The 13864-nt window shown below is 60.2% G+C and carries 10 protein-coding genes; 7 read left to right on the top strand and 3 right to left on the bottom strand.

Annotation, left to right across the window (positions count from 1 at the left end; translation table 11 throughout):
• Positions 1-55: 55 nt before the first annotated feature.
• From alr to KGB23_RS00900, 4 genes are all read left to right on the top strand, one after another.
• Positions 56-1129, top strand: a complete 1074-nt coding sequence (alr, locus tag KGB23_RS00915; protein ID WP_223429554.1) for an alanine racemase — start codon at positions 56-58, stop codon at positions 1127-1129.
• Between the two features lie 127 nt (positions 1130-1256).
• Complete coding sequence (locus tag KGB23_RS00910; RefSeq protein ID WP_008150195.1) at positions 1257-1805, top strand: cupin domain-containing protein; 549 nt, start codon at positions 1257-1259, stop codon at positions 1803-1805.
• Between the two features lie 181 nt (positions 1806-1986).
• On the top strand, positions 1987-2403 hold the full coding sequence (locus KGB23_RS00905) for a c-type cytochrome (RefSeq protein WP_111448290.1): 417 nt from the start codon (positions 1987-1989) through the stop codon (positions 2401-2403).
• 134 nt (positions 2404-2537) lie between these two features.
• A complete protein-coding gene (locus KGB23_RS00900) occupies positions 2538-4460 on the top strand; it encodes an acetyl-CoA hydrolase/transferase C-terminal domain-containing protein (protein ID WP_223429553.1) in 1923 nt (640 codons plus the stop codon).
• Between the two features lie 68 nt (positions 4461-4528).
• On the opposite strand, the gene KGB23_RS00895 is transcribed toward KGB23_RS00900, so the two are convergent.
• Entirely contained in the window at positions 4529-5101 is a 573-nt protein-coding gene (locus tag KGB23_RS00895) for a xanthine phosphoribosyltransferase (protein WP_007934646.1), read from the bottom strand.
• A 56-nt stretch (positions 5102-5157) separates the two neighbouring features.
• Complete coding sequence (gene rep / locus KGB23_RS00890) at positions 5158-7167, bottom strand: DNA helicase Rep (RefSeq protein ID WP_223429552.1); 2010 nt, start codon at positions 7165-7167, stop codon at positions 5158-5160.
• A 262-nt stretch (positions 7168-7429) separates the two neighbouring features.
• Between rep and KGB23_RS00885 the strand changes: the two genes are divergently transcribed.
• Complete coding sequence (locus KGB23_RS00885; RefSeq protein WP_223429551.1) at positions 7430-9103, top strand: putative bifunctional diguanylate cyclase/phosphodiesterase; 1674 nt, start codon at positions 7430-7432, stop codon at positions 9101-9103.
• Positions 9104-9211: 108 nt separating this feature from the next.
• Here the strand turns inward: KGB23_RS00885 and KGB23_RS00880 are convergent, their stop codons facing one another.
• Positions 9212-10609: a NorM family multidrug efflux MATE transporter gene (locus tag KGB23_RS00880; protein WP_223429550.1), complete on the bottom strand. Its 1398-nt coding sequence runs from the start codon at positions 10607-10609 to the stop codon at positions 9212-9214.
• Positions 10610-10768: 159 nt separating this feature from the next.
• Between KGB23_RS00880 and KGB23_RS00875 the strand changes: the two genes are divergently transcribed.
• Both KGB23_RS00875 and KGB23_RS00870 read left to right on the top strand, forming a co-directional pair.
• Positions 10769-11689, top strand: coding sequence for a LysR substrate-binding domain-containing protein (locus KGB23_RS00875; protein WP_046045061.1), 921 nt, complete (start codon positions 10769-10771; stop codon positions 11687-11689).
• A gap of 180 nt (positions 11690-11869) precedes the next feature.
• Positions 11870-13846 (top strand): methyl-accepting chemotaxis protein, encoded by a 1977-nt coding sequence (locus tag KGB23_RS00870; protein WP_223429549.1) that lies wholly within the window; start codon positions 11870-11872, stop codon positions 13844-13846.
• Positions 13847-13864 lie beyond the last annotated feature (18 nt).

Genomic DNA, 13864 nt, shown 5'->3' with positions numbered 1-13864 from the left:
ACGCCGTCAGCCAGCGCCGGTTTTTCTTCCCATGACCGCCTAGAAGTCTGCCGCCATGCGTCCAGCCCGTGCCCTGATCGACCTTCAAGCCCTGCGTCACAACTACCAAATCGCCCGTGAAGTCACGGGGGCCAAGGCCCTCGCGGTGATCAAGGCCGATGCCTACGGTCATGGCGCGGTGCGTTGCGCCCAGGCGCTGGAAGCCGAGGCGGACGGGTTTGCCGTGGCTTGCATCGAAGAAGCGTTGGAGCTGCGAGCTGCCGGCATTCGTGCGCCGGTGTTGTTGCTGGAAGGTTTTTTTGAAGCCGATGAGTTGTCGCTGATCGTCGAGCATGACTTCTGGTGTGTGGTGCATTCGCTGTGGCAGCTCGAAGCCATCGAGAACGCTGCACTGAGCAAGCCGATCACGGTCTGGCTCAAGCTCGATTCGGGCATGCATCGGGTGGGCTTGCATCCAAAGGATTATCAGGCGGGCTATCAACGGCTGCTGGCCAGCGGCAAGGTGGCGAAGATTGTACTGATGAGCCACTTCGCCCGGGCCGATGAGCTGCACAGCCAGGCCAGTACCGAGCAGGTCGCGGTGTTCGAAGCGGCGCGTCAGGGCTTATCGGCTGAAGTCAGCCTGCGCAACTCGCCGGCAGTGCTCGGTTGGCCACAGATTCCCAGTGACTGGGTTCGCCCGGGCATCATGCTCTACGGCGCGACTCCGTTTGAAGAAGCCAACGCCGTGGCGTCCCGCCTGCAACCGGTGATGACCCTCGAATCGAAAGTGATTTGCGTGCGTGAACTGCCGGCCGGCGAGCCGATCGGTTACGGCGCCACATTCATCACCCAGAAACCGATGCGCGTGGGCGTGGTGGCCATGGGTTACGCCGATGGCTACCCACGTCAGGCACCGACAGGAACGCCCGTGATGGTTGCCGGGCAGCGCAGCCAGTTGATTGGCCGGGTGTCGATGGACATGCTCTGCATTGACCTGACCGATGTGCCGCAAGCCGGCCTCGGTTCGACCGTCGAGTTGTGGGGCAAAAACATACTCGCCAGTGACGTGGCCGCGGCTGCGGGCACGATTCCTTACCAGATCTTCTGCAACCTGCGCCGGGTGCCAATGCTCTATTCCGGGGCTTAGGTCAAAGCACGCCGACCGAAAGTCGCTTCGCCGAACAGGATTCAGGTCCAAGTGTTGTAAATACTGAACGCTGTCGCCATGATAACGCTCAATATTCCAACAACCTGAATCCCTGGAGGCTCCAGCATTGGACGTCGGTGAACGACTGCAATCCATCCGTAAGCTCAAAGGACTTTCCCAGCGTGAACTCGCCAAACGCGCGGGCGTCACCAACAGCACCATTTCGATGATCGAGAAGAACAGCGTCAGCCCCTCGATCAGTTCGCTGAGGAAGGTACTGGGCGGGATTCCCATGTCCATGGTCGAGTTCTTTTCCGAAGAGATCCTGCAGGAAAAACCGACTCAGATCGTCTACAAAGCCAACGAGCTGATCGATATTTCCGATGGCGCAGTGACCATGAAACTGGTCGGCAGGGCTCATCCGAGCCGGGCCATCGCGTTCCTCAACGAAATCTACCCGCCAGGCGCCGACACCGGTGACGAGATGCTCACCCATGAGGGCGAGGAAACCGGGATTCTGCTTGAAGGTCGGCTTGAACTGGTGGTGGGGCTTGAAACTTTTGTGCTCGAAGCCGGCGACAGCTACTACTTTGAAAGTACTAAACCGCACCGTTTCCGTAATCCGTTCGATGCGCCAGCGCGACTAATCAGCGCAGCGACTCCAGCGAATTTCTAAGAAAAGAGGCGTCCCGCGAGCATTGCGGAGGTGCCCGAGTTGTTTTTCCGCCACGCATAAGACCCCTTCGACTTTAGGGTTGTTTCAGTGTGGCGGGCTTATCGTTATACTTGCGCCCGCCTGCGAACCGTGGCCGTGGGCGTGACTAGCCACCATTGAGGGTGAACGCGTGAATCTAATTATGAAAATGCTGGCCGTACCAGCAACCGTATTGGCCCTTTGGGCAGTCAGCGCACAAGCTGCGACCAACGACGAAATTGCTAAACGCCTTGAGCCAGTCGGCCAGGTTTGCGTTCAGGGTAAAGAGTGCAAGGGGATGGAAGTCGCTGCTTCTGCTGGCGGCGGTGGTGGTGCCAAAACTCCTGACGAAGTGATTGCCAAACATTGCAACGCTTGCCACGGCACCGGCCTGTTGGGCGCGCCGAAAATCGGTGATGCTGCCGCTTGGGGCGAGCGCGCCAAGAAGGAAGGCGGTGTTGACGGTTTACTGGCGAAAGCAATCTCCGGCCTCAATGCAATGCCTCCAAAAGGCACCTGCGCCGATTGCGCAGACGCCGAGCTCAAAGGCGCCATCCAGAAGATGTCCGGCCTGAAATAAGCCTCCATCTTCATCAAAAAGCCGCTTTCGAGCGGCTTTTTTGTGCCTGCGATTTACGCCTGAGACTGTTCATTGCAGCAAAGACCCGGCAAGCTCGATCCAACCCCAATTCACGGAATGTAAGGGAGGATCAGATGGTGCAGCTGTGTTCTATCGAGCAAGCGGTCGATGATGTCCTGGCACGGTTGCCGGCGCATATCCACATGGGCCTGCCCCTCGGTCTGGGCAAACCCAACCACTTCGTCAACGCGCTGTTTCAACGCATCGCGCAGTTGCCCGAACGGCAGCTGACGATCTACACCGCCCTGTGCCTGGGCCGTCCTTCTTTGGGCGACGGTTTGCAAAAGCGTTTTCTCGAACCCTTCATCGAGCGGGTTTTCGGCGATTATCCGGAACTGGATTTCCTCGCCGACCTGCATCGCGACAGCCTGCCGTCCAACATCCATGTCCAGCAATTTTTCATGCAGCCCGGCAGCCTGCTCCGCAGCGCACAGGCCCAGCAGGATTACGTCAGCAGCAATTACAGCCACGCCGCTCGAGACATCAACGCCGCCGGGTTGAACCTGGTGGCGCAATTGGTGGCCAGCCACAGCGAACATCCCGACCGCCTGAGCCTGAGCTGCAACCCGGACATCACCCTCGACCTGTTCCCCATGATCGCGAAACGCCGGGCGGCGGGTGAGACGATCCTGCTGGTGGGCCAGGTACACAATGATTTGCCATACATGCCCGGTGATGCCGAAATCGGTATCGACACGTTCGACCTGCTGATCGACGAAAAGGACAGCACCACGCTGTTCTCCACGCCGAACATGCCGGTGGGTTTCCAGGATCACTTCATCGGGCTGCATGCCAGCACGTTGGTGCGCGACGGCGGCACCTTGCAGATCGGCATCGGTGCCATGGGCGACGCGCTGACCGCTGCGCTGCTGGCGCGGCAGGCCGACAATGACGGTTACAAGGCGTTGCTGACGGACGTGAATCTCAGCCAGTGGGCGCAACTCATCGACCGCGAAGGCGGTGTCGAACCCTTTGCCAAAGGCCTTTACGGTTGCAGCGAAATGTTCGTCAACGGCTTGCTGGTGCTGGCCGATGCCGGGATCGTGCGGCGCAAGGTCTATCCGGATGTGCCGACCCAGCAACAGGCGAATGCCGGCACGCTGGACGAAGCCGCGCAGACTGACGGCATCTCGGTGCATGGCGGTTTTTTTCTTGGGCCGCGCAGTTTCTATGAGCGCCTGCGCGAGCTGCCGCACAGCAAGCGGCTTGAGTTCAACATGACCCGCATCAGCTACATCAATGAGCTCTACGGTCAGGAAGAACTTAAACGCTTGCAGCGCCTCGATGCACGTTTCATCAACACCGCCTTCACGATGACCCTGCTTGGCGCAGCCGTATCGGATCAGCTCGAAGACGGGCGAGTACTCAGCGGTGTCGGCGGGCAATACAACTTCGTCGCCCAGGGCCATGCACTGGAGGGCGCGCGTTCGGTGCTGCTCCTGCGCAGCTGGCGCGAGTCGGGTGGTGAGGTCAGTTCGAACATCGTCTGGGAGTATGGCCATTGCACGATCCCGCGACACCTGCGAGACATCGTGGTCACCGAGTACGGTATCGCCGATCTGCGGGGCAAGACCGATGCGGCGGTGATCGAGGCGTTGCTGAACATCAGCGACTCACGTTTCCAGCCGGGGTTGATCGAACAGGCTCAGGCAGTCGGCAAGTTACCGAAGCATTTCCGTATCGATCCACGGTTTGCCGACAACAGTCCGCAGCGTTTGCAGGTCATTCAGGCGCGGCATCCGCAGTTGTTTCCGGAGTATCCGTTGGGCTGTGACTTCACCGCTGAGGAGAAGGACCTATTGCGGGCGCTGAACTGGTTGAAGAGCAAGTTCAAGCTCACGGAGATTCTGGAACTGGGCAAGGCCGCGCTGGATGCGCCAGAACCTTCATCGTTTTCCGAACATCTGGAACGAATGCAGCTGACCAACCCGGAAGGGCTGAAAGAGGATTTGTTTCAGCGGCTATTGCTCACCGGCCTGAAAGCCACCACGCAATAACGTCCAACGCAAAACCAACTGTGGGAGCCAGCAGGCTGGCTCCCACAGGGGAAATGCGGTGCTGCAGGTTACTCGATGAAGGTTACAACGCCATCCTTCAGCGACTGCACGCGAGCCAGGGATTCAACGCGATAACCTTGCGCGTCCAGTTCCGCACGGCCGCCCTGGAACGACTTCTCGATCACGATACCCAAACCCGCGACGGTAGCGCCGGCCTGTTTGATGATCGAGATCAGCGCTTGCGACGCCTTACCGTTGGCCAAAAAGTCATCGATGATCAGCACGCGGTCGCTGCTGGTCAGGTGGCGCGGGGAAATCGCCACGGTGCTTTCGGTCTGCTTGGTGAACGAGTAAACGGTCGCCGACAGCAGGTTTTCGGTCAGGGTTAGGGACTGATGCTTGCGCGCAAAAATCACCGGCACGCCGAGGTTCAGACCGGTCATGATCGCCGGTGCAATGCCCGAGGCTTCGATGGTGACAATCTTGGTGATGCCCGAATCCTTGAACAACGTGGCGAATTCGTCGCCGATCAGCTTCATCAGGGCCGGGTCGATCTGGTGGTTCAGAAAGGCGTCGACTTTCAGGACCTGGTCGGAAAGCACGATGCCTTCTTCGCGGATTTTCTTGTGCAGTGCTTCCATGAAGCTTTCCTCTACGGACGGCTATGCGTCTAAGGCTGGTTAAAAAGTAGTCGATTCTAGCGCTTTAACATCGCGCGTATATCCGCCAATGCGGTATTACCGCGAACGGCTTTGACTTCGACGGGTGTGTCGTCGGTGCCTTCCCAGGCCAGGTCGTCCGGCGGCAGCTCATCAAGAAAGCGGCTCGGCGCGCAGTCGATGATCTCGCCGTATTGCTTACGCTTGGCGGCGAAGGTGAAGGCCAGGGTCTGACGTGCGCGGGTAATGCCCACGTAGGCCAGCCGACGTTCTTCTTCGATAGTGTCGGCTTCGATACTGGAGCGGTGCGGGAGGATTTCCTCTTCCATGCCCATGATGAACACGTAAGGAAATTCCAGGCCTTTGGAGGCGTGCAAGGTCATCATCTGCACACCTTCGGCGCCGTCTTCCTCTTCCTGCTGACGTTCCAGCATGTCGCGCAGGACGAGTTTGCCGATGGCGTCTTCGACGGTCATCTCGCCTTCTTCGTCTTTTTCGAGGGTGTTCTTCAACGCCTCGATCAGGAACCAGACGTTACCCATGCGGTAGTCGGCGGCCTTGTCGCTGGAGCTGTTGGTGCGCAGCCAGTTCTCGTAATCGATGTCCATGACCATGCTGCGTAGCGCCGAGATCGGGTCATCGCCGGCGCATTGCTCGCGGACCTTGTCCATGAAGCGCTTGAAGCGCGACAGACGATCGGTGAAGCGCGTATCCAGATGTTCGCCCAGACCGATTTCGTCGGTGGCGGCGTACATCGAGATTTTGCGTTCGGTGGCGTAGTTGCCAAGCTTTTCCAGCGTGGTCGAACCGATCTCCCGGCGTGGGACGTTGATCACCCGCAGGAAGGCGTTGTCGTCGTCGGGGTTCACGATCAGGCGGAAGTAGGCCATCAGGTCTTTCACTTCCTGACGTCCGAAAAAGCTGTTGCCGCCGGAAAGTCGATACGGAATCTGGTGGTGTTGCAGCTTCAGCTCGATCAGCTTGGCCTGGTAGTTACCGCGGTACAGAATCGCAAAATCGCTGTAGGGCCGATCCGTGCGCAAGTGCAGGGTCAGCAGTTCCACGGCCACGCGTTCGGCTTCGGCGTCTTCGTTGCGGCAACGGATCACGCGGATCTCGTCGCCGTGGCCCATCTCGCTCCACAGCTGTTTTTCGAATTCGTGCGGGTTGTTCGAGATCAGCACGTTGGCGCAACGCAGGATGCGGCTGGTGGAGCGATAGTTTTGCTCCAGCATCACCACTTTCAGGGACGGGTAATCGTCCTTGAGCAGCATCAGGTTTTCCGGCCGCGCGCCGCGCCAGGCATAAATCGACTGGTCGTCATCGCCCACCACGGTGAACTGGTTGCGTATGCCGATGAGCAGCTTCACCAGCAAATACTGGCTGGCGTTGGTGTCCTGGTATTCGTCCACCAGCAGGTAGCGGACTTTGTTCTGCCATTTTTCGAGGATGTCGGCGTGTTCCTGGAACAGCTTCACCGGCAGCAGGATCAGGTCGTCGAAGTCCACCGCGTTGAACGCCTTGAGCGTGCGCTGATAGTGGGTGTAGACGATGGCGGCGGTCTGTTCCTTGGGGTTGCGCGCGTTTTCCAGGGCTTCGGGCGGCAGGATCAGGTCGTTTTTCCACGAGCCGATCATGTTCTTGATCTCGTCGACGCCGTCGTCGCCCGAGTATTCCTTCTGCATGATGTCGGTCATCAAGGCTTTGACATCGGTCTCGTCGAAGATCGAGAAACCCGGCTTGTAGCCCAGCCGCACGTGTTCCTTGCGGATGATGTTCAGGCCCAGATTGTGGAAGGTGCAGACGGTCAGGCCGCGGCCTTCGCCGCCCTTGAGCAGGGTGCCGACCCGTTCCTTCATCTCGCGCGCGGCCTTGTTGGTAAAGGTCATGGCGACGATGTACTGGGCGCGGATGCCACAGGTCTGGATCAGGTGGGCGATCTTGCGCGTGATCACGCTGGTCTTGCCGGAGCCTGCGCCGGCGAGCACCAAAAGAGGGCCGCCGACGTAGCTCACGGCTTCTTGCTGCCGGGGATTGAGTCGGGACATATGAAATCAGGGAGTCGTTTGCGAAATGGGCCGGCATTTTAACAGGCTCAGCGAATTGTGCTGCTCTCTCCGACTTGTGACGCAGCACGCTATCTATATTTGCCGGTTTTGATACTTTCACGCAGGATGCGCGGTGAGTTTGCGTCTAATGTTCGTAATTCCGGATACAAAGCCGCGTTTGTTAACCGGTGTCATTTGGTCATTGGTTATCGGCGCTGCATAATGCCGCCGCCTACATCTTTGCAGAGTCTAGGGAGCTAGCTTGTCTACGCCTGTCGAACCCTTGCGTTTGCTGCTACTGGCCGAAGAGCCAGCGTGGGCAGCGTTGTTGCGCGAGTGTCTGGCTCCGATGGGGAGCTCGACCGTGCTGATCAGCGCGCCGAGCTGGGAGTCGGTCAGCAGTCTGTTCGATGACAACCGCGGTGCGGTGTTGTTGACGACTCCAGCGCTTCAACCTCTACCTGGCCGTTGCAGCCTGCCGACGGTATTGCTGCTCGAGCATGAACCACTGGCGCCGCCCGATGGGGTGAGCGACTGGCTGGTACGCGATCACCTTGATCCCGGCATGTTGCGCCGGTGCCTGCGCCATGTGCGTGAGCGCGGCCTGCTGGAAAACACCCTGCAGCGCCTGGCCGAGCAAGATCCGCTGACCGGCATCGCCAACCGCCAGGGTTTCCAGACCTTGCTGGCGGCACGCCTGGCGGAAAACGACGGCCGCGGGCTGGCCCTCGGTCACCTTGATCTCGACAACTTCCGTCACGCCAACGATGCCCTCGGCCACCAGGCCGGTGACCGGTTGATCTTGCAAGTGGTCGCGCGGCTGAAAAGCCAGCTTGAGGCCAGCGATCAGTTGGCCCGACTGGGCAGTGATGAGTTCGCCCTGCTGATCGACACCCGCCGCGCGCCTCAGCGCGCCGAATGGATGGCCGAGCGCATTACCGAAGCGCTGGCCGAGCCTTACTGGGTCGACGGCGAAAGCCTGTTGATCGGTTCCAGCCTAGGCATCGCCCACGCCCGGGCCCAGGCCGGCGCCGACCCGCTGATGTGGCACGCACACATCGCCATGCAGCAGGCCAAAAGTACTCAGGGCTGTACCTTCCACATCTTCAACGAACGCATCAATCGCAATGCCCGCAGCATAGCCGACCTCGAAAGCGAGCTGCGCCGGGCGTTGCGCCGGGATGAACTGGAACTGCATTACCAGCCACGCCTGAACCTTGAGGACGGGCAGATCGTCGGTCTCGAAGCCTTGGTGCGCTGGCGTCATGGCGAGCGCGGCTTGCTGCCACCCAGCGAATTCGTGCCGCTGGCCGAGCAAAGCGGCTTGATAGTGCCGCTCGGTTACTGGGTGATTTCCCGCGCCTTGCGCGACATGCAAGCGTTGCGTGAACGGGGTTTGCCGGCGTTGCACATGGCGATCAACCTGTCGTTCCGGCAGTTTCAGGACAGCCAGTTACTCTCGACACTGAGTCGGTTGATTGCCGAGCGCGGCGTCGATGCGCAATGGCTGGAGTTCGAACTGACTGAAACCGCGGTGATGCGCCGCAGCGATCTGGTCAAACAGACCATGGATGCGTTGGGGCGTCTGGGTGTGCGCTTTTCCCTGGACGACTTCGGCACCGGTTTCTCTTCGTTTGTGCACCTCAACAGCCTGCCGATTGCGTTGTTGAAGGTCGACAAGAGCTTTGTCGGCGGCATGGAACAGCGCGAAGAGAATCGCAAACTGGTCCACGCGATGATCAATCTGGCGCACAACCTCAATCTTGAAGTGGTCGCCGAAGGCGTAGAAACGCCGGAGCAACTGGATCTGTTGCGCGGGTTTGGCTGCGATCAGGTGCAAGGGTATTTGATCAGCAAGCCGTTGCCGCTGGCGGAGCTGGTTGAGTATTTGAGCTTTGGCAGCAGTCAGCAGCCTGCACTGGAAGTCGTGAACTAACCACGGACAAATGTGGGAGCGGGCTTGCTCGCGAAGAGGCCGTGTCAGTCAACATCAATGCCGACTGACACACCGCCTTCGCGAGCAAGCCCGCTCCCACAAGGGATCTCAGTCCGGCTGGGCGACCGGGAAACTATTCCGCGGCGCAGGCTCCCGACGGATCATCTTTTTCATCTTCCACTCAAACGCCAGCGTCAGGCTCACCGCCGCGCACGCCAGTCCCAGCGCCAATCCCCACCAGACGCCTGTCGGCCCCCAATTCAAATGGAAGGCCATCCACCAGGCGGCTGGCGCGCCAATCAGCCAATAGCAGCCCAAACCCACCAGGAACGTGGTCTTGGCATCCTTGAGCCCGCGAATGCAGCCCATGGCGATGGTTTGCGTGCCGTCGAACAGCTCGAACCACGCGGCGACCGCCAACAGGCTCACAGCCAGGTTGATGACGTCGCGAAACGCCGGGTCGTTGTGGTCCAGGAACAAACCGATCAACTGATTCGGCAGCAACCAGAAGACCATGGCGAAGGCCAGCATCGCCGCCGCGCCAAAGGCGATGCCGACCCGTCCGGCCAGCCGTGCATTCAGCAGTTGCCCGGCGCCGTAGTGCTGGCCGATGCGCATGGTGATCGCATAGGAAATCCCCGCCGGAACCATGAATGCTACCGAGACGATTTGCAGGGCAATCTGGTGTGCGCCCATTTGCGTACTGCCCATGGTGCCCATGCACAGCGCGGCGAACGCAAACAGTCCGACTTCCACCGCGTAGGTGCCACCAATCGGCAGTCCCAGGCGCCACAGTTCCTTGAGGTATTGACGGTCAGGTCGCGACAGGCCCTGACGCAAGGGAAAAGCGTCGTAGGCCGGATGTCGACGGATGTGCCAGGCCAGCGCCAGCGCCATGCAGTTGGCGACAACAGCGGTGACCAGCCCGATGCCCATCAGCCCCAGTTTCGGCAGGCCGAACATGCCGGTTATCAACGCGTAATTCAGCAGGAAGTTGGCCACGGTGCCGCTGAGGCTGATGACCATCACTGGCGTCGCGCGGCCAATGGCGCTGGTGAAGCCGCGCAGGGCCATGAAGCTCAGGTAGCCGGGCAGGGCGAACGGCAGGATCAGCAGGAACTGACCGGCCGCGTGGACATTGGTTTCGGTCTGGCCGAACAGCAGCAACACCGGTTTGAGGTTCCACAGCAGCAGCCCGGCCACCAACGCCATCAACCACGCCAGCCATAACCCGGCCTGGGTCAGCCTGGTGGCGCCGACGATGTCGCCGGCTCCCTGACGGATGGCCACGAGGGTGCCGACCGCGGCGATCACGCCAATGCAGAAAATCGACACGAACGAGTAAGTCGCTGCGCCCAGACCGCCACCGGCCAGCGCCTCTGGACTCAGGCGCGCCATCATCAAGGTGTCGGTGAGGACCATCAGCATGTGCGCCAACTGCGAGGCAATCAACGGCCCCGACAGCCGCAGGATGGCCCAGAGTTCGGTACGTGCTGGATGCTGCATGGTCATCACGCTCGATAATTAAAGAGGGACAGGAAAGCGTCGATTCTCGGCGCTCTACGGGGTTTGCACAAAGGGATAAAAAGGATGGGTTGCATGATTCAAACTCATGCTGGAGAGTTTCTGCTAGGGTGACCGAATCTCGCTATAGGAGCTTTCCCGATGTCCCGTCGTCTTCCTCCCTTGTATGCCCTGCGCGCATTCGAAGCGGCGGCGCGGCACAGTTCGTTTACCCGCGCTGCTGAAGAACTGTCGATCACCCAAAGCGCGGTCAGCCGGCACATTCGTACGCTCGAAGAGCATTTTGCCTGTCGGCTGTTTCACCGCAGCGGACGCAATCTGCAACTGACCGAGTCGGCGCGGCTGATCCTGCCCGGCATTCGAGAAGGCTTCACCGCCCTGGAGCGGGCCTGCAATACCTTGCGCGCCGAAGATGACATCCTGCGCATGAAAGCGCCGTCGACCCTGACCATGCGCTGGCTGCTGGCACGGCTCAGCCGCTTTCGGCACCTGCAACCGGGCAACGAGGTGCAATTGACCAGCGCCTGGATGGACGTCGACTCGGTGGACTTCAACCATGAACCGTTCGACTGCGCTGTCATTCTCAGCAACGGAAATTTCCCGCCGGACTGGGAGGCGAGTTTCCTGTTCCCGGAAGAGCTGATTCCAGTCGGCGCGCCGAATCTTCTGCAGGATCAACCGTGGGATGTCGCACGGTTGGCCAATGCCGAACTGCTGCACCCGACACCGGATCGTCGCGACTGGCGCAGTTGGCTGGAACGCATGGGGCTGGCGGATCAGGTGTCGCTCAAGGGCGGGCAGGTGTTCGACACGCTGGAACTGGGCATGATCGCCGCCGCCCGAGGTTATGGCGTGTCCATGGGCGATCTGCTGATGGTGGCGGAAGATGTGGCTCAGGGACGTCTGAGTCTGCCGTGGCCGACGGCCGTCGCCAGCGGTGAGAAATATTACCTGGTTTGGCCGAAAACTCGCCCCGGTGGTGAACGTTTGCGCAGGCTCAGCGACTTCCTGCAAGGCGAAGCCCGAGCAATGGAATTGCCCGACGTTCAACACTTGGGCTGAATCGATAGAGCCGCCGCAATGGCGGCCTCGAGCCATATCCCGGCTAATTACTCAAGTATTCAGATTTTCCGCCGAAAATGCAGGTGGAACCTTCGTGCAGGTTCGACGTAATTCCCATTAGAAATTTCGCTGAGTGTGCGTCGTGATCAGGATGATCCGGTCACTCGGCCAGGAGCTGTCATGTCTCAACCTCGTGCCCGGATCGCCTCACAGCTTGGTCTTGCGCTTGCCGTGATACTGGCGATTGTCATCAGCGGCAGTACCGTGTTCGCCCTGCGTTCGCTGGACAGCGCCAACCTCGCCACCCGCGAAGAGCACCTGGCCAGTGAAGCCCGGTTGCTGGCCGATCAGTTGAGCACCTTTCACGGCACGTTGCGTGAAAGCACCCAGCGCCTCAGCGGTCTGTTCGAGAAGCGCTTCAGCGCCGGTTTGAGCGTGCACCCGGATGAACCGGTGGCGGTAGCGGGCGCGCAGACGCCGGGGCTGCACCTGGGCAGCGAAGTGCTGAACAACAATTTCAAGGAAGTGGACGAGTTCAAGCAAATGACCGCCGGCGTGGCGACGGTGTTTGTGCGCAGCGGAGAAGACTTCATCCGGGTCAGCACGTCCCTGAGCAAACAGGACGGCAGCCGGGCCATCGGTACGCTGCTCGATCACGCGAACCCGGCCTATGCCCGCTTGATGGCGGGGCAGGCCTACGTCGGTCGCGCCCTGCTGTTCGAACGCTCCTACATGACTCAGTACACCCCCGTACGTGACAGCGGCGGTAAGGTGATTGCCGTTCTGTTCGTAGGATTCGACTACACCGACGCGCAGAACGCGCAGTTCGCCAACCTCAAGCGTTTCCGTATCGGCCAGACCGGTTCCCTGGCGCTGCTGGATGAACAGAGCAAATGGCTGGTGCCGATCGCGGGCGTACAAGCGCTGGATCAGGCGGCTCCGACCATCGTTGGCTTGGCGAAGACGCCGGGCAAGGGCGAGTTCTGGAGTGACAAGTCCGAAGATTTCTACAGCATTGCCGTACCGTTTGAAGGCGGGCCGTGGTCGGTCGTGGCGAGCATGCCGAAAACCGAAATTCGTGCCGTGACCTGGAGCGTCGGCATTCAATTGGCGATTGGCAGTCTGCTGGCAATGTTGATCGCTGTGGGTTCGGCCGTCTGGCTGTTGCGCAGCAAACTCGCGCCGCTGGGTGATCTGGTGCGTCAGGCCGAAGCCTTGGGCGCCGGTGATTTGAGCGTGCGTCTGAACGTATCGAGCAATGACGAAATCGGTCAGCTGGCTCGCGCGTTTAACCAGATGAGCCAAGCGCTGTCGACCATGGTCGAGCACATCCGCAAGGCCTCGCAAGAGGTCAACAGCCGCGCCCAGGCCTTGTCCGGTCTGTCCGGTGGTGCCTATGAAGGGATGGAGCAGCAGTCGGGCGAAATCACCAGCATGGCCGGCGCCGTGGAAGAGTTCAGCGCCACCTCCCTGAACATTGCCGACAACATGGGCAGCACTCAGCGTTTGGCCCAGGAAAACGCACAGCAAACCCAGATCGGTCGTACGTCGATGGACGAAGCGTCCTCGTCCCTGGAGCAAATCGCTGGCGCGCTGAACAGCACGGCGACGGTGATCAATACCTTGGGTCAGCGCTCCCAGGAAATCGGCGGCATTGTCGGTGTGATTACCTCGATTGCCGATCAAACCAACCTGCTGGCGCTCAACGCCGCCATCGAAGCCGCTCGTGCCGGCGAGCAGGGTCGTGGTTTTGCGGTCGTGGCCGATGAAGTTCGCAACCTGGCGTCACGTACTCGCCAGGCGACGGACGAGATTTCCGGGATGATCCAGAGTATTCAGCTGGAAACCGGTAATGCCATCAGCACCATGGAGCAGGGCAACGTATTGATGCAGGAAGGCCTGTCGCGCAACGCCAATGTGGCTTCAGCCCTGGCGCGGATCGACGAGCAGAGCCGTTCTGCCGGTCAACAGTTTGCGGCGATTACCACGGCGACCCAGGAACAGAGCAGTACTGCGACGTTGCTCAGCAGTAACCTGCAAAGCATTGCGTTGGCCAACAGCGAGCAGCGGGAAGTGGTGTCCAATCTGGCGGTGACGGCCAAAGAGCTGGAGAAGCTCGCGGCGGACTTGCGGCATGAGGTTGACCGGTTTCGTTGAGGCGCCTTTGAAATAGCT

The organism is Pseudomonas sp. GL-B-26 (assembly GCF_019947405.1).
In the GTDB taxonomy this organism is placed as follows: Bacteria; Pseudomonadota; Gammaproteobacteria; order Pseudomonadales; family Pseudomonadaceae; genus Aquipseudomonas.
This window is presented reverse-complemented; position numbering and strand designations above follow the sequence as displayed.